This is a genomic window from Mammaliicoccus sp. Dog046 (assembly GCF_034039665.1).
Classification (GTDB): Bacteria; Bacillota; Bacilli; order Staphylococcales; family Staphylococcaceae; genus Mammaliicoccus.
Genome location: NZ_CP120131.1, coordinates 2,505,789 through 2,527,048, shown reverse-complemented (window position 1 = coordinate 2,527,048; position 21,260 = coordinate 2,505,789). Strand labels below are relative to the sequence as shown.

The window sequence follows — 21,260 nt, the reverse complement described above, 5'->3', positions numbered from 1 at the left end:
CAGATTTAAAAATTAATCAAGGGTAGGTGGGTATTTCATTTTGTGACAAAATTCTTCGAAACTATCAGCATGTTTGATATAAGTGTCATATTTTTCCATAATGGAGTTTTCACAAAAAGCAGCTTGTTTATAAGGCATACTTATAATAGCTGGTTCAACTTGATTTTTAGAATAATCAAAGGCGTATGTTCCACCCAATCCTATACCAAAAGGAATGATATCTTCCCAATACCCATCAACTTTTTTATCAAATAATTTTGGGATATTAAATCTGTATTTTTTATCTAAAGAATAAAATCTTAAAAATTGAAATTCTTCATTGTTTGAAATGGGATTATGTTCTATTCTTTTTCCGTTGTATTGAATGATTAAGTTTTTATAAGTTTGAGGGAATTGTATACTGTATTCTCTTTCAACATTATCTATAATAGATTTGTTTATTTCATTAATATTTTCGTCACTATCCACAAACCATTCTCCTTCCTCAGGAGGATTTTCACCATCTAACCCATTTAGGAAGTCTAAGAAACTGTCAGCGACAGGGAATATTGCCCAAGGGAAGTCTTTTAAGCGTTCAGATGCCTCCATCGCTTCGATTTCTTCATCCGAATATTCTCTGTCTTCTTCTAAGAAAATCAGCCCTAATAATTCGTGATCAACGAATACGACACTAGGTTCTGTTTCAGATTTGGAGTAATCAAGCGCGATAAGATTTCCAGCAATATCTTCTGCTATGACAACATATGGATCGAAGTCAATCAGACCATAATAACTACCTTTCCAAATATTAAAGTATTCCGTTTCTTTGTTGAACGAAAGCATAAATCTTATTTCTGGACTCATGTCTTCGTTCACATAGAACTCAGCTTTTTTAGTACTACCATTATGAAATTCTTTTGTGAATTGAATAAATGATTCAGGAAATCGATGACCTATTTTTTTTTCAAATTCATGTATTAACTGTTCATCATTTAACTTTTCTTCTTCAGACCAAAATTCTTTATTATTAAAATCTAACGTTTGTTTTCTCCCCATATTGCGACGCCTCCTGTGTGTTTATTTTCTTTATGGAATTTATAGTCAACTAATTCCATTCGACCAGATACTTCGTGATGATGCCAACTAAATCTATTTGGCCATATGCCTTCTGATAAATTTGAAATTTCCGTATCTGAAAAGAGCTTATATATTTCGGGATTTGCATCCAAATTTTCAAATAACTCCATACTCGCTTCTCTCATCTGTTTTCCACCTGTTGCCACATACAACGATGGATCTAATTGCACAGTTGCTACTTTATGTGGTGGTTCGAAGACTGGAAAGCCTATTGCATTGAATCTTGCACCGTTTGGATGTACTTGTCCTGCATAGCGTTGATTGATGAGCCTTGGTTTTGGTTTTACTTCAAAGTAGCGATGTAGATTTTTTGTAACTTGTTCGACTTCTTTATATGACTGATAACCTTGTGTTTTTAAGAAGTCTGAGTCTACTTTTGATCGTTCTAAGTATTCATCTAAGTTGTTGAATCCAAATGGTTTAATTTGAATACCATCTTTACTTTTTGTAACAACACGATAACCACAGTCGTTATGAACGAGTATACCGTATTGTCCAACGTAGTAGGTATGTGCATCTCTTACTTCAAAGTTATAGACATATTGCTGTTCTTTATAGTGTGTTACGGATTGCACTGTTAACGTTGTTGTCGGTGTTACTAAGATGTCATCATGCTTCAGTGACTGTGCTTCTATCCAACCTTGCTGTTCTACATAGTACAAATGCTCTGGTGTACTGCTGAGTGTTTCTGTATGACCTTCTGCGTCTGTTACTATAACAGAAGTGAGTGTGTCTGTCTCTTTCTGATGTAACGTAACAACAGGTTCATAACTTACTCGACCTGTCTCCATATTTCGTGATAATACTTCATCGCCAATTTGTATATGTTCGATTCTTTTTAATCCATTTTTAGTATGTACAGTTGTACCAGCAACAAAACAATTCGTAATGAAATTATTTATACATAATTTCGCTTGTGCATCATTGAGTTTAGTCTTTAGTCGTTGATATAGCCTTGATTCTTTAATTCTAAAGACAGGTGAATTTACAAGTTTCACGTGAATCCATTGGCCAATTTTTTTAGTGAATTCAACGCCTTTAAACATTTTATTATTACCTAATGACATATTATCAATCAGGTTGTTAAGGTGTGTTGGATGTTGTGATGCAAATTTACGTTCACTGATTGCCATTGTTTTAACACGGCTATGGTCTAATGGTGTTGTTGGTTTACCCGCTGATTTATATTGCACAGGACGTTGTCCATCGACGAGTGTAGGCTTACTACCAAAGTTACTCACCGGCGTGTTGCGATTGAAATGTGGTTGCTGTTGCGTTTGTTTCAACGTTGAATGACCCGTATATGTCGGTTTAGTATTCTTTGATGGTGTATGAACTTTATTTGGACCCTTATGATTAACGTGTGCATCTTTATGAGCAGTTACATGTTTTGATTGATGTTTAATAGGTGCTGACGTGCCTTTTTTGATGCTTACCTTATCAACCTTGGATAAAGATATAGTACCTTTTCCTACTTTACTTGCACCACCTGCGCCGCCGGAAACGGCAGTTAAAGCTACATCTGGCACAAGGGTACCTAATGAATAAGACCATCCATTTTTATCTGCGCGTTGATAACTTTGTTCTACTAAGCCGGTAATCGCGCCTTCAGGATCATCAGATAATATTTTGAAGGTTTTACCTACCGTTTTAAATCGATCTTCCATTCGCTTAGTAGCATCTTTACCCGATGCTGTAAGATTTAATAGCGGTAGCGTCAAGTATAAATCATAAGCAAAGGAGCCAACTGAAAGTGCTGTATCTTTCGTGGCGTCCCATGCACCCTTACCAAAGGATTTTAAAGCGTTTAAATAATATTCATCATATCTAGCTTCTGTTTCTCTCGGAGTTTCAAACGATGTTAAGATTATTTCTCCGTTACTATGATGCGTATCATCTTCTTGTTCAAATGCTTTCACATTGTTGGTATATATTTCATCTAACTCATCGTATAAACTATTGATACTTCTCAAGCCACTTTCAATCGTACTATGTAAATCTCGATATCGTGATTGATTTCTTAATGATGCGGCTTTTTTACGCGTTTTTTCTGATTTTTTATCGAAAATACATACTTCCATAGGTGGATCGGAATCTATAGATATTGGTGATTTAGTGCTTATGATGCAAGTTTGTATTTGATCTAAATTCCAATAAATATCTGCTCTATCTACAAGTGTGTCAGAAGCATCGCTATTTGCTTGTATGTATTGTTGCATGCCTTCGATATAATTTTTGAGTGTCGTTTCTGCTTTATCAAGCTCATCGATGAGTGTGTCTAATTGTTTTGAACTTCGACTAATGCTATTTAGTAATGCAGTGGATGCTTTTCCTGATGAATGTGTTTCAATAGCTGATCTAAATTGTTTATTTTCATTTTTTAAATTGATTGCGGCTTTTTTATAAGCATGAATCGCGTTGCTTTTTTCTTTTAAGTCGTTGTAATTGATTATCAATCGCCATGTAGCCATTTCACGCCTCCTTAATCCAATACTTCAAAATGAGTTTGATTTATTTCATCAATTAAATGATCAATCTTTCCTGTCATTTTTAAAATGATAGACTTCATTTCGTCGCGTTGTTTTGCATTCTCAAAATCCATTTGATTAAAGTTTTTAGTAATATCTTCTTTCAATTGTTCTAAACTCTCTTTCCAAGTGTTCACATGGGTATCACAAACTGTTTTAGTACTTAAGCTATCAGGTAATGGCATGTCTTAATTGCCTCCTTTAATGGACTCGCCTAATTTAATGTCTAATTCAGTTGATTTAGAAACATAGGTTTGTCCTTTCTCAATCATGGTTTTCACTTTTTTATTAGCATCTACTTCAGATTTTTCATTTATACGCTGAATGACTTCTTTATATTTATTGATAAAATCCGTTTTCTGATTTCCAAAAGATTCAAAAGCATCAGCGAATTGTTTTTGTTCAGATATAAATTGCTCATGTGCATCATTAAATTGAGTAACCGCATCCTGTACACGAGCGGTTTCTATTTTAATTTCCATTTGTCATCATCCTTTCAATACGAGGAATAGCATCGAAGCTTTTCAAACCTAGTTCTTGAATGCAATGTGCTTTGAGTTCGGCTACTTTTAATCGGTCTTGTTCATTTTCATAACCACGATGAACCACTTGCTCAATCATGATGTCATTTAATAAAAATAGTTCAGACGACACAGTAAAGTTCTCTGGGTAAATCGTTGCAATATAAGGTGCATAGTAATCTGTGTCAGGGATCGGTCTTAATCTCTGCATAATCATTAAAAGCGTGTCGTGAGGAAGTTCATACATATCAATAAGCTCATCAGGTATTTTAATCACTGTACCGATTGGAAAGTAATCGATAAAAATGTCGATAAGCATACTAATCCATCGAAGCCCTTGCTCACGTTGTAAAGAAACTTCTACGTCCCGTAATTTGAGTTCTGATTGTTCATATTGTATTAATGTTTCACCTAAGCCATACATCACTTCGAAAGATTCATCTTTCAAGATGGCTACCTTCAACATAAGAAGCTGTTCAACGTCTACTGTATATGTATGTAAGAATTGTAGTAATTGTTCTTCTAAAGCATGTAACATTTCGTCATTTTTTATTGAAGATTTTAATGTGTTGTATAATATATCTGTAACTTTTTCTTCCACTAAAATAGTCACTCCTTTGATGGTATTGAATGATTTAAATAAGATATGTATATGTGAAAGCGATTTCTAAAAATTATCTTATATGTAAATTATACACAATTATTCTGAGTTCGCATACTTGTTAAAGTAGTTTTTTGTATACAAATAAAAAACAGCACAAAATCTATGTTACCATAGGGACAACTTGAATGCGTAGGAGGATTGTATGACTAATAAAAATCACGACACAAAATTAAGTATTGATCGCATTATATTTATCGGACGGACATATGAAGAATACTTGAGTATGTTTAATTTAAGAGTAGAAGAATTAAAGAATAAGAAAATTTTAGATTGTCCAGCCGGTGCATGTTCATTTGCTGCAACAGCGAAACAAAAAGGAATAGAAGTAGAAGCATGTGATATCGCATATTACTTTGAACAAGAAGCATTGTATGAAAAAGGAAAAGACGATGTGACGCACATGGTTGAAAAAATGAAAAACGCAGCATCGAATTATCAGTGGAATTACTTTAAAGATATAGAAAACTTAAAACAATACCGTTTAGAAGCATTAAATACATGTGTAGCAGATATGGAGAGAACCAGACAAATATGAAGCGGTAGAATTACCGAAATTGCCATATGAAGATGATAGATTTGATATATTATTATCAGCACACTTTTTATTTTTATATTCAGATACATTTGACTATGACTTCCATATAGAAACAATAGAAGAAATGTTAAGAGTAACTAAAGAAGAGTTACGGATATTCCCACTTGTAGATATGGAAGGGAAACGATATAAAGCATTAGATAAAGTAATCGCATATTTAAACGAACGCGGATGTACTACAGAAGAAATAGAAGTAGATTATGAATTTCAAAAGAATGCGAATACGTATTTGAAAGTTAAGGTGAAGTAATAGATAGTGCTTGCTGTATATGTGCAGGAAATAAACATAGACGTGTGATTATTTAGACTACCAGACTACTAAAACCCTCTTTAGCACAAGGCTAAAGAGGGTTTTAGGTTTGACGATAAATATGTTTTTTAAATGATCCCCAACTATTTTCAAGTTCCTTATGAGTTATTAATTTATAAGGGTTGAAGATGGTTTGTCCATTTTTGTTTATAAATAAATGAGTATCAATTTGATAAGTAGCATGTACTATCGAATCATTATGTGTGAAGAATATAATATCTCCTTTACGACTTGGTCCAGGGGATTCAGTATAGCCTAAACCCATAATAGTATTTAAAAATGACTCACCTTTAATCCATTGATTCAACATATCTTTATCTCTTGTTAATGAAAAAATAACTAGTGAGAGACAGTTGGCTCCTTGATGATAGGGGAACTCATTGATAACAGATTGTAAGTAATCCGGTAGTGTTGCTTTATTGTGTTGAGAAGTAATGTTGTCTTGATATTCATCAATACGTTCTTTAAAGAATTGTATTTTTTGCTCTCTACTTAACGTTTGCCAAGCATTTAAGGTAATCAGTTTATCGTTCTTGTATAGTGGATTATTGGTTCTGCGTTGTTCTTTTAATATATATGTTTGAACTTCATTATTTTGATTTTCTAACCACCCTGGTGGTGATTGTATTACATAATGATATTCGTCTAAATTCCAAAATTCATAAAGGTTATTTATGTTTATATTAAATGCCTCGGACGTCTTGAATATATTTTTAGAAATAATACTAACAGTTTTATCTACAAATAATATTTCATTAACAAAGAATAAATCGAAGTCCCTAAAATAGTTATTAATCCAATATTCATATATTGATTGAGAAGGATAGATTTTCAACAAATCACCTCAAATAATTATATTTAAAATTTATTAAATTTCAGCTGCTCTATAACATGGTTGTGATTTTTATAAAGGACCAAATCAGCTCTGTTTTTAGTAGGCAGGATGTTCTTAATTAAGTTTACTTCATTGATATTATCCCAGAGGTCTTTGGCGATAGTGATGGCTTCTTCTTTAGGAATATCACGATATTTGTAGAAGTGTGAGTCAGGCTTCTGGAAGGCTTCTTCTTGTAAAAGTAAGAAGCGGTTAAGATACCATTTTTTCATATTTTCTATTGTTGAATCTAAATAAATTTTATAGTCGATGTAGTCACTTACTAATTCTTCTTCGTGCGGGCTTACTTGGAATATATTCACACCTTCTATGATAAGAATATCCGGACTGTCGATGTTGTGGAACTGATCTTTGAGTCTATCATATGTAATGTGTGAGTATGTGTAAGTTTGTATATTAGGTTCATTGTTTTTAATTTGTTTTAAATGATGGAGAAGTGTTTTAGTATCATAACTTTCTGGGAAGCCTTTTTTAGATAATAAATCTTTATCAATGAGCTCCTGCTTTGGCATGATATAACCATCAGTAGTGATTAAATCAACTTTCCATTGAGCGTTGTATTCCTGTAGTAATTGTAAGAGGAGTCTTGAAACAGTACTCTTACCGACAGAAACGCCACCTGAAATACCTATAATAAACGGTGGGGTGTTATTTTTATTGAGTAGTTGATTATTAATATTTTTAGAGTATTCTTTATGGAATTTAACTTTAGTTGTTAAAAAGTTAATAAGCGGTAAGTATATTTCGTGAATTTCAGAATTTGTTAAGTTATCATTTAAACTAATAATTTCATCTAAGTTTAAATGACTAATATCCATATCTAATTTAAAATTTGTGTTACGCCATTCTTCTTTTGTAAATTTCATAATGTGATCCTTTACTGTAAAAGTTTTATCGATTTTTAGAACTACTCGTATAGGTTAACACAAAAGTTAATGAAAGTGCTTTATTTATTTTGATGAAATTGATATTAATAGGTTTGAAGAGAGAATTATGGCTAACGAGATAGTTCTAAGAAACAATCCCGTTAAAAAACCTAACGAGATAGAAAGTAAAAACAATCACGTTAGCGGGTAAATGGAGCACACAAAATCCCGGATTTACTACAAAAAGTGAGAAAACGAGGCGCTAACGAGATAGTTCTGAGAAACAATCCTGTTAGAAAATCTAACGAGATAGAAAGTAAAAACAATCTCGTTAGCGGATAAATGGAGCACACAAAATCCCAGATTTACTACAAAAAGTGAGAAAACGAGGCGCTAACGAGATAGTTCTGAGAAACAATCCCGTTAGAAAACCTAACGAGATAGAAAGTAAAAACAATCTCGTTAGCGAGGCTTTCCTATTAAAAATAGTTTGGCTAACGAAAAAGCGACATGAACATTTGGTGATGTTCATGTCGCTTTTTTTAAAATTGAGATAATGTGAATTCGTTAGCCAATACTTGATTAGTAATTGATATGGTTGCTTCTTTTGATATTGGATTATGTCCACCTTCTTTATTGTTATAAAGTATGAACGTAATATTAGAACTGTTGATATTATATTTATCAAGGAAACTACAGAATGGATTATAATGTCTGTCCATATCATTGTGACATAATCTGTTCTGTATATAATAAATTTTTGGAACATGTTTTTGAATTCTAAACAAACTTGTAATAGATAATCTGACAGCAAACTTTTTCTTGATTTCATCTCGTGTATATTCAGGAAAAATCTTATTGTATAGCTTTTCTACATTTATCTTATCATAACGATCTACATAACATTGTGGATTATTTACGATAGCAGTTGTACCTTTATGCAGTGTTGCAAGATACATAGACATATAGCCGCCTGCTGATGAGCCGAGGTATACAGTATTGTTTGATTCTATACTCAATTGATTGGCAATGCTTTGTATAATTTCTGAATAATCTTTAAGGAAATGACGCTCTTTTGTACCAACGCCCCAACCTAGTCTTAAGTTTTTATGATGAATGGTTCTATCATCAATGTAAATGCAGTTTGCATTGAATTCTTCATGCCATTTACTTCTCATAAAGACAGGTGGTTTGCTTTTTGAAAGATTAACGGCGCCATTTGAACAAACTACGAGCTTATCATTGTCTGGCTTAAGATTTAATTTAATGTAAATATCTAAGTCATCTTTGATGATTTTGACGACTTCGTGATTATATTTCCATATCGTTTTTTTATTAATATTTTCATAATTTAATGTTTCCATATTGATGAAACACTCCTAATTGTTTATGTATATACGGTCTACTGAATATAGAATTCAATATAGCAAAGTATAGAACCATTTAACAATTATAAAGTGGAAATTTACAAAATCTTAACAAAACACGCACTCAAATTGATATTTGAGTGCGTGTTCCTATAAATTAAATATTAAACAATCTTTGGAAGAATCCTTTTTTCTTTGGTTCTTCTTCAGATGATTCAGTTGTTTCTGATTGAGCATCTGTAGAAGTTGTATCAACTGTTTCTTCTTTCGTGATGCTATCTGCTGTTTCTTTGTCTTCTGTTGTCGTAGTAGTCGTCTCAGTAGTAGAAGCAGGTGTTTCAGTAGTTGCTGTATCTACTGTTGATTGATCAGTAGTTGTTTCTTCAGCTTTCTCTTCAGTTTTTTCCTCAACTGCTGTTTCAGGTTTAATTTCTGAAGTTGTATCTTCTTTAGCTGTAACAGATTTCTCTTCTGCTGGCTTCTCTTCAGTTACTTTAGTTTCAGATGCTGTATTTGTTGCATCTTCTTTTTCTACTTCTGTAGTAGTAGCAGTAGCTGTTGTCGCTTGTGCTTTAGACGTATTGTCTGGTTGACTGTTTACTGCTGTTACATCTTCTTTGTTATCAGTAGATGTTGCTGATGTATCTGTGGATTGAACGTTTGCTTCTTGTTGTTGAGGTGCTTGTAATGCTAGTGTTTGTTCTAATTTCTGTTGTTGAATATGTACTTGTTGTAGCATTTCGCCTAACATTTGTCTTTCTCTACGCATATGTTGAACTTCTAATCTTAGTTCTTCGATTAATTGTTGAAGTTCAGGTGATTGATGTGAAGCTTCGTCTTTAACGAGTACTTGTAAGAAGTCTTTTTCTTGTTCAAGTGTTTCAAATGCTTGATCATAACTATTTGTTTCTTTAACTTTTTCAGCGATTTCTTGGAACAATTCGATATCTTCATCTTGGAAATCAGTTGCTTCGCGACCGCGGTATTCTGTCTTAGAAAGTTGATAACCTCTATCTTCTAAGTGTTGAACGATTTTTCTGACTTGCTTTTCACTAAGACCGACCTTAGCTGAGAATTCTTTAGTTAACATACGATTCATCATCCTTTATTTGACAGTAATTTAATAGGTAGGGTTGTCTATCGGCAGACAACCGTCACACTTCCCTTAATACTTTACATGTATTTATATGAAAGTTCAAGGAATTAATGAATTAATTGTGAAAAGTATTATATCCAAAAAAGAAATATGTTATTATTTAGGAAATTAGAATAATAAATAATAAAATTGGGGTTGTTCTAAATGGCAAATGACAAAGAGATGAAAGCGTTTAAACCAATTTGGATTTTAGTTAGTTTTGTGGTGTTAATCGGTATATTATTATTACCTACACCAAATGATTTACCAGTAATGGCGAAATGTGCTTTAGCAATACTAGCTTTTGCAGTTGTTATGTGGGTGACAGAAGCAGTCAGTTATCCTATATCGGCAGTGATGATTGTCGGATTGATTGTGTTACTCATTGGCTTTAGTCCAGTTCAAAATTTAGGTGAAGCTCTAGGTAATCCAGTATTAAATGGTAAGCCAATCGAAGGTGATGCGATACTCGGTACGTCTAACGCATTGAAAATGGCGTTGAGTGGATTTTCTGGATCGGCAGTTGCACTTGTAGCAGCGGCGTTATTCCTAGCAACTGCAATGCAAGTGACGAATTTACATAAGCGTTTAGCTTTGCAAGTACTTTCTATTGTTGGAAATAAAACAAACAGAATTGTTATTGGGGCAATTATTGTTTCGATTATATTAGCATTCTTTGTTCCTTCAGCGACTGCAAGAGCAGGTGCAGTTGTACCTATTTTGTTAGGGATGATTGCAGCATTTAATACTTCTAAAAATAGTAAATTAGCAGCTTTACTTATTATTACTGCTGTTCACGCTGTTTCAATATGGAATATCGGTTTAAAGACGGCCGCCGCTCAAAACGTGGTTGCGATTGGCTTTATAAACAAGTCAATGGGTCAAGATATTTCCTGGGGTGAATGGTTCATTTATGCAGCACCCTGGTCTATTATTATGTCGGTTGTATTGTATTTCATCATGGTTAATATTATTAAACCTGAAGAGAAAGAAATTGAAGGTGGTACGGAATTAGTTAAAGCTCAGTTGAAAGAGTTAGGACCGATTTCTGCTAGAGAGTGGAGATTGATCGTAATATCTGTCACGTTATTATTATTCTGGTCAACTGAAAAAGTATTACATCCAATCGACTCTTCATCAATTACGATTATCGCTTTAGCAATTATGTTAACGCCTAAAATTGGTGTGTTCAGTTGGGAAGATGTTGAAAAGAAAATACCATGGGGTACAGTTATTGTATTTGGTATTGGTATCTCATTAGGGACTGTATTACTAGAAACATCTGCCGCACAATGGTTAAGTGATAAGACATTTGGATTAATGGGATTAAATCATATGCCATTAATCGCAACGATTGCTTTGATTTCGATATTCAATATTCTTATACATTTGGGATTTGCGAGTGCGACAAGCTTATCTTCAGCACTTATACCTGTATTTATTGCATTAACACAAACATTAAATTTAGGCGATCAAGCAATTGGGTTTGTATTAATTCAACAGTTTGTTATTAGTTTTGGTTTTATGTTGCCAGTCAGTTCACCACAGAATATGTTGGCATACGGTACAGAAACATTTACAGTTAAGGACTTCCTTAAAACAGGGGTTCCAATCACAATTATTGGTTATTTGTTACTCATTTTAATGAGCATGACTTATTGGAAATGGATAGGTCTCATATAAATAAAAAAACAGGTCACATTATTAGGAGGATTTCCTAACGATGTGACCTGTTTGCTTTTATAAAAGCTGACCGATAAATACAGCGATAATAATGATAGGTAATACAAATTTAACTAAGAAATACCAAACATTCACGAAGGTACGACCCGCTTTAGTATCGCCCATATTGAGCTCATTCATAATTGTTTCTTTATTGAATATATGTCCGACAAAGATGGTTACACCTAATGCACCAATAGGCATTAAGATATTTGCGACTAAGTAATCCATATTATCAAAGAACGTTCCTACACCAAACGTGAAGTGTTGAAGTACGCCATTAGATAAAGCTGAAGGGATACCAAATACAAATACTAAACCACCGATGATATACGACCATTTTTTTCTGTTATCGTTATTATTCTTTGTAATGTTAGAGATATTTAATTCCAACAATGAGATTGAAGATGTAATGGCTGCAAATAAGAATAATATCAAGAACAGTAAATAGAATAATTGGCCAAGAAACATTTGATCAAATACTTGAGGCAGGATAATGAATAATAGTCCTGGACCTTGGTTTGGTTCTAAATGGAATGCAAAGATAGCTGGGAAAATTGCAAGACCTGCAGCTACTGAAACAGCGATGTTCATCCAAACGATTGCATTAGCACTTTTAACAACATTTGTGTCACGATTTAAGTAAGAAGCATATGTCATCATGCCACATGTACCTAACGATAAAGCGAAGAAGGATTGTCCCAATGCGTAGAGAATACCTTCAGAACTTAAATCAGATACTTTAGGTTGTAGAAAGTATTGTATACCTTCAAATGCACCATCTAAAGTGACAGAACGAATAATAATGATAACAAACGAAATAAATAATAACGGCATCATTACTTTTGATGCTTTTTCGATTCCTTTTTCAACGCCTTTACTTACAATGACAACAGTAAAGAGAATAAATGCAAATTGACCTGCTAAAGAATAGAACGGGTTTGAAATATAGTCTGTAAAGATATTTCCATATTCATGTGAGTGCGTTAATCCAAACGTGTCTAATATTGTACGAATAATGTATAGGATAATCCATCCGCCAATCACACTATAGAATGAAAATAATACGAACACGGTAATATTTCCTAACCAACCTATTAAGTTAAATGATGAGCGACCAGATACTTTCTTGAAAATATTTGTTGAATAAGTTCTTCCGTATCGCCCTAGAATAAATTCACTTAACAGTAGCGGTAAGCCAACGAGCAGTGTAAAAATTATAAATATTAATAAAAATGCGCCACCACCATAAGTGCCTGCCATATATGGAAATTTCCATACTGCGCCAAGACCAATTGCTGATCCTGCACTTGCTAGTACAAAGCCTATATTTGATGACCATTGTGAAAAATTCTTCATTGTTAATTCCTTCTCTCAATAAATAAATACTTTAAAGCGGTAAAGCTTTCAAGCAAAAAAATATACGTGCAGAATTGAATTTTACACGATTTTGATGATGATTGCAATATAAAAAATATGCTGAGACATTACATTATGTCCCAGCATATTCTTGCACATCTTAGATTAAAGTGGCTTAATTATTCGCCGATAGTGCCTTCACTTTCGTCATTCCATGCGACGATTCTTTCAACAGGTAGTCTACTTGAATCATGAGGTGGTTTAACCCCTTTACCAATGGCAAGTAAGTGTGCCGGTACGTATCTAGAAGTATCTATATTTAAAGCTTCTAATAAAGCTGTTTTGTCGAAACCACCAATTGGGTTTGAATCATATCCACGGTCAGTGGCAATAAGCATTAATTGCATAGATGCAAGGTTAACGTCCATTAATCCTTGAGTAGCAAAGTAAGAATCATCTGCACTACTAATTAAGTTAGAGATAGATTCAACGAAGTAATTTTTAGAGTTTTCATCCATATATCCAAGTTCAACGTTTTTCTCATAAATATCACTTACGTAATCAGCGTGTTTTAAGTCAGCAAGTAAAAGAATCATTGCACTAGATGAGTGTAATTGTCTTTGGTTGAATTGAACAAGGCCGTCTAATTTTTGTTTTGTTTCTTCTGAATCAATAACAACGAAACGCCAAGGTTGCAAGTTGATTGAAGAAGGTGCTTTAGTAGCTAGTTCTATCATTTCTGTTATTTCTTCTCTAGGTATTTTAAAGTTAGGATCGAATTCTTTAACTGATTTTCTTTTATTAATAAGTTCTGTTAAAGATAAGTTAGATTGTGTCATTTTATTTCTCCTTTTAGTATGATGATATTATAATGCACCGATAAGTAAAAAAAATAAAACAATTAGCTCACGCAATTAAAAATTTTATGGGGGTTTTATCAATGGAAGCGAATACGTTGTTGTCACAACTACAATTGAAGAAACCAATCTTTTTAGCAGGTATGGCTGGTGGTGTTACAACACCTCAATTAGTTGCATCTGTGTGTAATGAAGGTGGGTTTGGACAAATTGGTGCAGGATATATGACGCCTGAATCACTTGCTAGAGATATAGATGAAATTAGAACGTTGACTGAGAAACCATTTGGCGTCAATTTGTTTATTCCCGAGCATCCTGAAGTTAAACAAGAAGAGATAGATCAAATGAATCAGATTCTGGAACCCATTAATGAGAAATTAGATTGTAATTCAGTTAATGAAGTGCGCATTGATGATATATTTGATCAAATGATAGAAGTTGTTATTAACAAAGATGTCGAAGTAGTGAGTTTTACATTTGGAAAGCCGACTCAAGAACTCGTTCAACGATTGCATAAGCATCATATTACAGTTGTCGGTACTGGAACAAATATAGATGAAGTACGTGAACTTGAATCCGTGGGCGTCGATGCAATTGTATTACAAGGGTGTGAAGCGGGTGGTCATAGTGGTTCTTTTGAACAATCACTACCTAAGGAAAGACTGACTTTAGATGAGTTATTTAAGGAAGTATATAGTAAGGTAAGTGTGCCGCTGATAGTTGCAGGAGGCATTACGACACCTGAACAAGCTAAAGATTACATTGAACAAGGGGCAACAGCCGTACAACTTGGGACTGCATTTTTAACGACAGTTGAAAGTGGTACGCCGGATGTTCATAAATCGTTGATATTAAAAGCGAAGTCTGATGATATCATTTTCACAAATACATTTAGTGGTCGATATGCAAATGGAATAAAAAATGAATTTATAGATTATGTAGGTCAGTTTAAAGATAAGGTTTGTGCGTATCCAATTCAAAATATATTAACTCAACCATTAAGAGGTAAGGCTAAAAAAGCACAGAATCCAGATTTTATGAGTTTATGGTGTGGTACACATCCAGAAGGTGCGAGAGATGAAACAGTAGCTGAATTGATGCAACGTTATTAAAAAAGATTATAAATGATAAAAAAAGAGTCGCACGTCATGTTGAAAATGACGTGCGACTCTTTTCTTGTTTATATGTTAGTTCTAGTCTATAAGTCCATTGAATCTAATAATTCATATACAAATTCTCTATCGTTCTCATTGCCATGTATATATTTATTTATATAACATGAACGGATGCTTGGAGAGATGACATCTTTTTGAAGCGGTAAGTATTGTTTTATATATAAATCAATTGGTGTTGGCGGTAATGACTTTTGAGGATTTGGTTGAATATAAGGAATGTTTTGTTGTTTTTCATAACCATATCTATTAAAGAAATGATGACGAACATTCGCTTCTTCCTTTTGCTTTTCATTATCATAAGTATCTTCACCAAAAGATTCCAACATGATCATATTAGCATCTCTACCATGAACCTCTTGAGCATGTTTGTGTAACTCTTGCTCAATGCTTTCCAATGTTTGACTACCTACACGTTGATTACGATAGTCTGGGTGAGTCATAAGGTAAATAATAAACGCTGAATTTGTAGTAGGTTCATAATGTCCGGTAGATAAACTCACAACTGTATCATCGATTAAACCGACTATAAAAATATAATGTTTTTTAATGTATTCAGATGTTAATGAGTGAATAAAGACATGACGATCTTCTCTTATTTCAGCTTTGAAAATATCTTCATACATTTCTAATGCTTTTTTAAATAATGGATCGTCTATAGATGTTACTACTTCAAACTTCATATTATTGAACCCCTCAAATCAATATTTTCTCATATTATAACATAAGATATTAGTTGTAACAGAATAATCGTGTGTCGTTCAATATAAATAGATGAAGAGAAAATATTAGTAATTGTTGAATCAGATGAAGCGTTGGTATTTTGGTGTATTTGGTCGAGATATAGTGCGATTAGGTATGAAACGCACGAAGAGTTGGGGATAGAGCTGAGATATCGTGCGATTAAGTATGGAACGCACGAAGAGCCCGAAACATATTAGATATGTCTCGGGCTCTTGTTTGTTTACTTTATTTATCGTTGTTTGAATCTTTACCAAGTAATTTGTCGATAAATGATCTTTGCTTATTACTTTGACCATTTTGTTCATTTGAAGAATTGAAGTCTTGGTTTTCATCGCTATTACGACTACCAAATTCATTATCTTCAGATTGGCTAGAGCGGTTGAAGCCACCTTGTTTATCAGAAGAATTAAAGCCATCATCTTCATTACGAACGTTGTCGCCAAACTCATTATCTTCAGATTGGTTAGAGCGGTTGAAACCACCTTGTTTATCGGAAGAGTTAAAGCCATCATCTTCGTTTCGAGTGCTGCCACCGAACTCATTATCTTCAGATTGACTAGAGCGGTTGAAGCCACCTTGCTGTTCAGAAGAGCTAAAGGCATCATCTTCATTTCTAGTGCTGCCACCGAACTCATTATCTTCAGATTGACTAGAGCGGTTAAAACCACCTTGTTTATCGGAAGAATTGAAGCCATCGTCTTCGTTTCGAGCATTACCACCGAATTCATTATCTTCAGATTGGCTAGAGCGGTTGAAACCACCTTGTTTGTCAGAAGAGTTAAAATCTTGCTCTTCGTTTCGAGCGTTACCACCAAACTCGTTATCTTCAGATTGATTAGAGCGGTTGAAACCACTTTGTTGTTCAGAAGAGCTAAAGGCATCATCTTCATTTCTAGTGCTGCCACCAAACTCATTATCTTCAGATTGATTAGAGCGGTTGAAGCCACCTTGTTTGTCAGAAGAGTTAAAATCTTGCTCTTCGTTTCGAGCGTTACCACCAAACTCGTTATCTTCAGATTGATTAGAGCGGTTGAAACCACTTTGTTGTTCAGAAGAGCTAAAGGCATCATCTTCATTTCTAGTGCTGCCACCAAACTCATTATCTTCAGATTGATTAGAGCGGTTGAAGCCACCTTGTTTGTCAGAAGAGTTAAAGTCTTGCTCTTCGTTTCGAGCGTTACCACCAAACTCGTTATCTTCAGATTGATTAGAGCGGTTGAAACCACTTTGTTGTTCAGAAGAGCTAAAGGCATCATCTTCATTTCTAGTGCTGCCACCAAACTCATTATCTTCAGATTGGTTAGAGCGATTGAAACCATCTTGTTTGTCAGAAGAGTTAAAGTCTTGTTCTTCGTCTAAGTTACTTCCTTTAAATGTTGTATCATCAGGTTGATCTGTACGATTGAAGCCGCCTTGTTGATCGGAAGAAACTGCGCCTTGCTCGTCATCTAAATTACTTCCTTTAAATGTAGCTTCGTTATTTGGATTAACTTCTTCATTATTCGTTACACGATCTTCATTACCAAATTGATTTGACTCTGTATCGTTTGTTTGTTCATTATCTTGCGCAGTACTATCAAATGTTTGTTTTGTTTCTGAGCGTTGTGGATTATCGTTATATGTTTTATTAATATTTGTATCTTGCTCTTGTTGGCTTGATGAGAAATTAGATTCTCGTTGTTCGGACACATCAGACTCTGGTGCATCAACACTTTCATTAGGTTGATTATAGTTTGATGTTGAACGTTCGGATTCTACATTGTCATCTTGAACGCGATTAAATGATGACTCATCATTTCTTGTTAGCTCTTCGCCATCTTTAATATTGTCTGTATCACGATATTGTGGGCTAGTATTTGTTGATTCTCGATTATTTAAATCTTCCAAGTCTTTCTCATTATCACTTGAATATTCGCGACGGTTATCTTCTGTCGGTTCTTGTTCATTTGCTTGTGAGAATTCTGATGACGATGAATCAGAATCAAGTCCGTCTTTTTGATTACGTGGTTCTTCTTCATCGCGACGGTTAGACTGTTGTGCAGCGAAACCTGCAGCACCAAGTCCAGAAGCGCCTGCTAAATTGGCTGCATTAGATGGTGGGTTATCATCTTGTTCATTGTTATATGAAGCGGATTGTTGATCCTCTCTAGAGGATGGTTTATCAGTAAGATTACTGTCATCAACATCATCGTGAGGAGCAGTTTCTTCATCAAACTGATTACTTGAACGTTCTGTTTCATCTGTTACACCAGATGGTTGATCGCCACGCTCATTGGAATATGAACCAACTTGATCTTCATCGTTATTTGAAGCGGATTGTTGTTCGTTGTTATCGAAGTTAGATTCATCAACATCATCGTGTGCTGCTGTTTCATTATCTAAATTGTTGCCATATCGATTTGAATCAGGTGATTCATTGTCTTGATATGAAGATGCTCCCTGATCTTCTTGTGTTAGATCGTCTTTAGATACGTCTTCATCCCGGTCAAATGAACGATTTGTTTCATCTTGTACAGATTCGTTAGTTGAATCTTTTTGATCAAATTCATCTTTGTCTACATTATCTTCGTTATTATCTTTAGAAGATCCAGATAACGCTGCACCGCCTGCAACACCTGCAGCTCCTACGCCAGCACCCGCTGCTGCGCCTTTTGAAATACCATTATTTTCACTATTTTCACTTTCGTCGTTAGATAATGGTTTCGTATTATCGTAATGTTCGTTACCTGATTGAGAACCTTTAGGATGATCTGAATCATAGTTACTTGTATCATCTAAGTTGTCGTTATCAATATATAATAGTATGTCGCCGTTATTTAAAGCTGTTTTATAACCATCTAATTGTTCTTCTGGTACTCTTAAACCTGTCAGTACTCTTTCTTCGGCACTTTCGCCTGAGAATAGTGAAGTAATCTTGTCGCTAAATGAACCTCTAGAGGTCTTCACTTTTACGTCAGTATAGTCTAACGAGTTATCATCAAGCTTATCTTTCGATACAACTTGCATATCACTTTCGCCAGCACCTTCTTGCTTTAATTGATCGATGCGTTGTAATAAATCACTTTCGTTATTAAACTTTTCTATTTTACCCATACTAAAAACCTCCATAAATTTGTAATGTGTAAAAATCTGTTGATGAGTGATTAACATGTTGCATTTTAAAATTAAAATCAATGTTACTTATCTCAATTCATATAATTGTCAAATACCCTTGTATGAACGAGTCAAACAATTTTCTATTTAACTTTCTAATTATTTGGATAATTCCGTTTATTTAAAAGGCGTGTAAATAGCGAGATAATGAGGTTTTGCCTATTGTAAAAAGACAGATATTTTGTTATTATCAATGAATAATTTATTACTAAAAACTCATATAATCTGAAGAATATGGCTTTAGAAGTTTCTACCGCGTTGCCTTAAACGACGCGACTATGAGTAAATGAATAACACTGGAATCAGACTATCTAAAATGGTGTGGTTTTATATTATTTTTTACTCATCTTACCTATTTCTAGGATTAAGGTGTGTTTTTTTTAATCTAATTGAGGAGGCGAGTAGTGTGAGGACACTACAAGATAGGGTTAAAGAAGACGGTAAGGTTATCGATGAGCAAATTTTAAAAGTGGATTCATTTTTAAATCATCAAATTGATGCAAAGTTAATGCACGAAGTTGGACAAGTTATTACAGAACATTTTAAAGAGAAAGCAATCACTAAGGTGCTTACAATTGAAGCATCAGGTATTGCACCAGCCATTATGGCAGCATTACAATTAGATGTTCCTTGCTTATTTGCTAAAAAAGCAAAACCATCAACGATGACTTCAGAATTCTATCAAACTGATATTCATTCATTTACTAAAAATACAACAAGTACAGTTGTTATTTCTAAGCAATTCTTGGATGAAGATGATCATGTACTCATTATTGATGATTTCTTAGCGAATGGTGAAGCTTCACTAGGATTACATCGTTTAGTACAAGCGGCACAAGCAACAACTTCTGGCGTAGCAATTGTGGTAGAGAAGAGCTTTCAACCTGGAAGAGATAAGCTAGAAGCTGAAGGGCTTGAAGTACTTTCATTATGTCAAGTTGCTTCATTAGCTGGTAATAAAGTGAAGTTGGTGGATGAGTAGAATGAGAAATTTCATCTTAAGTATTCAACATTTACTAGCAATGTATGCTGGCGCAATTATGGTACCAATTATTGTAGGATCTGCACTTAAATTTTCACCTGAAGAAGTCGCGTACTTAGTTTCTATTGATATATTTATGTGTGGTGTAGCAACGTTCTTACAAGTGTATAAGGGTATAGGTATTGGACTGCCGGTAGTCTTAGGATGTACATTTACTGCGGTTGCACCGATGATATTAGTTGGTCATACGCATGGTATTGGCGTCTTATATGGATCAATATTCCTATCGGGTATTATTGTCGTATTAATTTCTCCATTTTTCTCATATTTAGTTAAGTTATTCCCGCCAGTTGTAACAGGAAGTGTTGTTACGATCATTGGTATTACTTTAATGCCAGTCGCTATGAATTATTTAGCGGGTGGTGAAGGTGAGAAGAATTATGGAGATAGTAAGAATATATTTTTAGGTGTTTTTACTTTAGTTGTCATACTCGTGATACAAAGATTATCTAAAGGCTTTATCAAATCTATAGCTATCTTATTAGGATTATTAATAGGAACAGCAGTCGCTTCCTTCTATGGATTATTAGATACATCAAGTTTAAAAAGTTCAAATTGGTTAGAGCTACCTCGACCATTTAGATTCAGTGGTTTTGAGTTTGAATTTGGAACGACCATTGTATTTGTTATTGTAGCTATTGTGAGTCTAATAGAATCAACAGGTGTGTATCATGCACTGAGTGAAATAACGAAAAAACCGATAACGAGAAAAGACTTATCCAAAGGTTATCGTGCAGAAGGTATTGCGATTATAATAGGTGCAATATTTAATGCCTTTCCTTATACGGCATATTCTCAAAATGTCGGACTCGTTTCATTATCAGGTGCAAAGAAGAATCAAATTATGTATATGATGGTTGCACTTTTAATTGTATGTGGATCGATTCCTAAATTAGGTGCTTTAGCAAGTATGATTCCATTCCCAGTACTTGGGGGTGCAATGATCGCAATGTTTGGAATGGTCATGGCATATGGTGTTAAAATGTTAGGTGGAATTGATTTTAATAAACAGAATAATTTACTCGTTATAGCAGTATCGGTAGGTATCGGTGCTGGTATTACTGCAGTACCACAAGCATTGGCAACATTTGGTGAGAACTATGCATGGCTTACGCAAAACGGTATTGTGTTAGGTACTTTTTCAGCGATTATATTAAATTTATGTTTTAATGGATTAAACAATCAACAATCAAGTGAAAATATGAAATAATAGA

General features: G+C 34.1%; 19 protein-coding genes and 1 riboswitch. Of the genes, 6 read left to right on the top strand and 13 right to left on the bottom strand.

Annotated elements, in window-relative coordinates; genetic code table 11:
- Window positions 1-12: 12 nt before the first annotated feature.
- Genes P3U32_RS12555 through P3U32_RS12535 form a run of 5 tightly spaced genes read right to left on the bottom strand, consistent with a single transcriptional unit; the run spans window position 13 to window position 4,766 of the window.
- Window positions 13-1,035, bottom strand: coding sequence for an SMI1/KNR4 family protein (locus P3U32_RS12555; RefSeq protein WP_323703498.1), 1,023 nt, complete (start codon window positions 1,033-1,035; stop codon window positions 13-15).
- Window positions 1,014-3,587: a polymorphic toxin-type HINT domain-containing protein gene (locus P3U32_RS12550; RefSeq protein WP_323703497.1), complete on the bottom strand. Its 2,574-nt coding sequence runs from the start codon at window positions 3,585-3,587 to the stop codon at window positions 1,014-1,016. The genes P3U32_RS12555 and P3U32_RS12550 overlap by 22 nt, the downstream gene beginning before the upstream one ends.
- Before the next feature lie 11 nt (window positions 3,588-3,598).
- Window positions 3,599-3,829 carry a hypothetical protein gene (locus tag P3U32_RS12545; RefSeq protein WP_323703496.1) on the bottom strand — a complete coding sequence of 77 codons (231 nt, stop codon included), beginning with the start codon at window positions 3,827-3,829 and terminating at the stop codon, window positions 3,599-3,601.
- A 3-nt stretch (window positions 3,830-3,832) separates the two neighbouring features.
- On the bottom strand, window positions 3,833-4,126 hold the full coding sequence (locus P3U32_RS12540) for a hypothetical protein (RefSeq protein ID WP_323703495.1): 294 nt from the start codon (window positions 4,124-4,126) through the stop codon (window positions 3,833-3,835).
- Complete coding sequence (locus tag P3U32_RS12535) at window positions 4,116-4,766, bottom strand: DUF4176 domain-containing protein (protein ID WP_323703494.1); 651 nt, start codon at window positions 4,764-4,766, stop codon at window positions 4,116-4,118. The genes P3U32_RS12540 and P3U32_RS12535 overlap by 11 nt, the downstream gene beginning before the upstream one ends.
- 205 nt (window positions 4,767-4,971) lie before the next feature.
- Here P3U32_RS12535 and P3U32_RS12530 point away from each other — a divergent pair, with 205 nt between their 5' ends.
- Both P3U32_RS12530 and P3U32_RS12525 read left to right on the top strand, forming a co-directional pair.
- Window positions 4,972-5,364, top strand: coding sequence for a hypothetical protein (locus tag P3U32_RS12530; RefSeq protein WP_323703493.1), 393 nt, complete (start codon window positions 4,972-4,974; stop codon window positions 5,362-5,364).
- Window positions 5,365-5,383: 19 nt separating this feature from the next.
- A complete protein-coding gene (locus P3U32_RS12525) occupies window positions 5,384-5,674 on the top strand; it encodes a hypothetical protein (RefSeq protein ID WP_323703492.1) in 291 nt (96 codons plus the stop codon).
- Between the two features lie 103 nt (window positions 5,675-5,777).
- Here the strand turns inward: P3U32_RS12525 and P3U32_RS12520 are convergent, their stop codons facing one another.
- The 4 genes from P3U32_RS12520 to P3U32_RS12505 all read right to left on the bottom strand — a co-directional run bounded on the left by P3U32_RS12520 (window position 5,778) and on the right by P3U32_RS12505 (window position 9,952).
- Window positions 5,778-6,569 (bottom strand): hypothetical protein, encoded by a 792-nt coding sequence (locus P3U32_RS12520; RefSeq protein WP_323703491.1) that lies wholly within the window; start codon window positions 6,567-6,569, stop codon window positions 5,778-5,780.
- A 23-nt stretch (window positions 6,570-6,592) separates the two neighbouring features.
- Entirely contained in the window at window positions 6,593-7,495 is a 903-nt protein-coding gene (gene coaA, locus P3U32_RS12515; protein WP_323703490.1) for a type I pantothenate kinase, read from the bottom strand.
- A gap of 542 nt (window positions 7,496-8,037) precedes the next feature.
- Window positions 8,038-8,859, bottom strand: coding sequence for a glycosyl transferase (locus tag P3U32_RS12510; RefSeq protein WP_323703489.1), 822 nt, complete (start codon window positions 8,857-8,859; stop codon window positions 8,038-8,040).
- 160 nt (window positions 8,860-9,019) lie between these two features.
- A complete protein-coding gene (locus tag P3U32_RS12505) occupies window positions 9,020-9,952 on the bottom strand; it encodes a hypothetical protein (protein WP_323703488.1) in 933 nt (310 codons plus the stop codon).
- Between the two features lie 210 nt (window positions 9,953-10,162).
- On the opposite strand from P3U32_RS12505, the gene P3U32_RS12500 reads away from it, so the two are divergent.
- Entirely contained in the window at window positions 10,163-11,680 is a 1,518-nt protein-coding gene (locus P3U32_RS12500; protein ID WP_323703487.1) for a DASS family sodium-coupled anion symporter, read from the top strand.
- A gap of 57 nt (window positions 11,681-11,737) precedes the next feature.
- Here P3U32_RS12500 and P3U32_RS12495 read toward each other — a convergent pair whose 3' ends face one another.
- Window positions 11,738-13,078: a sodium-dependent transporter gene (locus P3U32_RS12495; RefSeq protein ID WP_323703486.1), complete on the bottom strand. Its 1,341-nt coding sequence runs from the start codon at window positions 13,076-13,078 to the stop codon at window positions 11,738-11,740.
- Window positions 13,079-13,257: 179 nt separating this feature from the next.
- Window positions 13,258-13,917 (bottom strand): nitroreductase family protein, encoded by a 660-nt coding sequence (locus tag P3U32_RS12490; RefSeq protein ID WP_323703485.1) that lies wholly within the window; start codon window positions 13,915-13,917, stop codon window positions 13,258-13,260.
- 101 nt (window positions 13,918-14,018) lie between these two features.
- On the opposite strand from P3U32_RS12490, the gene P3U32_RS12485 reads away from it, so the two are divergent.
- The gene (locus P3U32_RS12485; protein WP_323703484.1) at window positions 14,019-15,047 is read left to right on the top strand and encodes an NAD(P)H-dependent flavin oxidoreductase; all 1,029 of its coding nucleotides are present in this window, start codon (window positions 14,019-14,021) and stop codon (window positions 15,045-15,047) included.
- Window positions 15,048-15,133: 86 nt separating this feature from the next.
- Here the strand turns inward: P3U32_RS12485 and P3U32_RS12480 are convergent, their stop codons facing one another.
- Together P3U32_RS12480 and P3U32_RS12475 are read right to left on the bottom strand one after the other, a co-directional pair.
- A complete protein-coding gene (locus P3U32_RS12480) occupies window positions 15,134-15,790 on the bottom strand; it encodes a GNAT family N-acetyltransferase (protein WP_323703483.1) in 657 nt (218 codons plus the stop codon).
- 286 nt (window positions 15,791-16,076) lie between these two features.
- Window positions 16,077-18,944 carry a general stress protein gene (locus P3U32_RS12475; RefSeq protein ID WP_323703482.1) on the bottom strand — a complete coding sequence of 956 codons (2,868 nt, stop codon included), beginning with the start codon at window positions 18,942-18,944 and terminating at the stop codon, window positions 16,077-16,079.
- Between the two features lie 256 nt (window positions 18,945-19,200).
- Window positions 19,201-19,303: riboswitch (purine riboswitch) on the top strand.
- A 107-nt stretch (window positions 19,304-19,410) separates the two neighbouring features.
- On the opposite strand from P3U32_RS12475, the gene xpt reads away from it, so the two are divergent.
- Window positions 19,411-19,986 carry a xanthine phosphoribosyltransferase gene (gene xpt / locus P3U32_RS12470; RefSeq protein WP_323703481.1) on the top strand — a complete coding sequence of 192 codons (576 nt, stop codon included), beginning with the start codon at window positions 19,411-19,413 and terminating at the stop codon, window positions 19,984-19,986.
- Window position 19,987: 1 nt separating this feature from the next.
- Window positions 19,988-21,256, top strand: a complete 1,269-nt coding sequence (locus P3U32_RS12465; protein ID WP_323703480.1) for a nucleobase:cation symporter-2 family protein — start codon at window positions 19,988-19,990, stop codon at window positions 21,254-21,256.
- The last annotated feature ends 4 nt before the right edge of the window (window positions 21,257-21,260 follow it).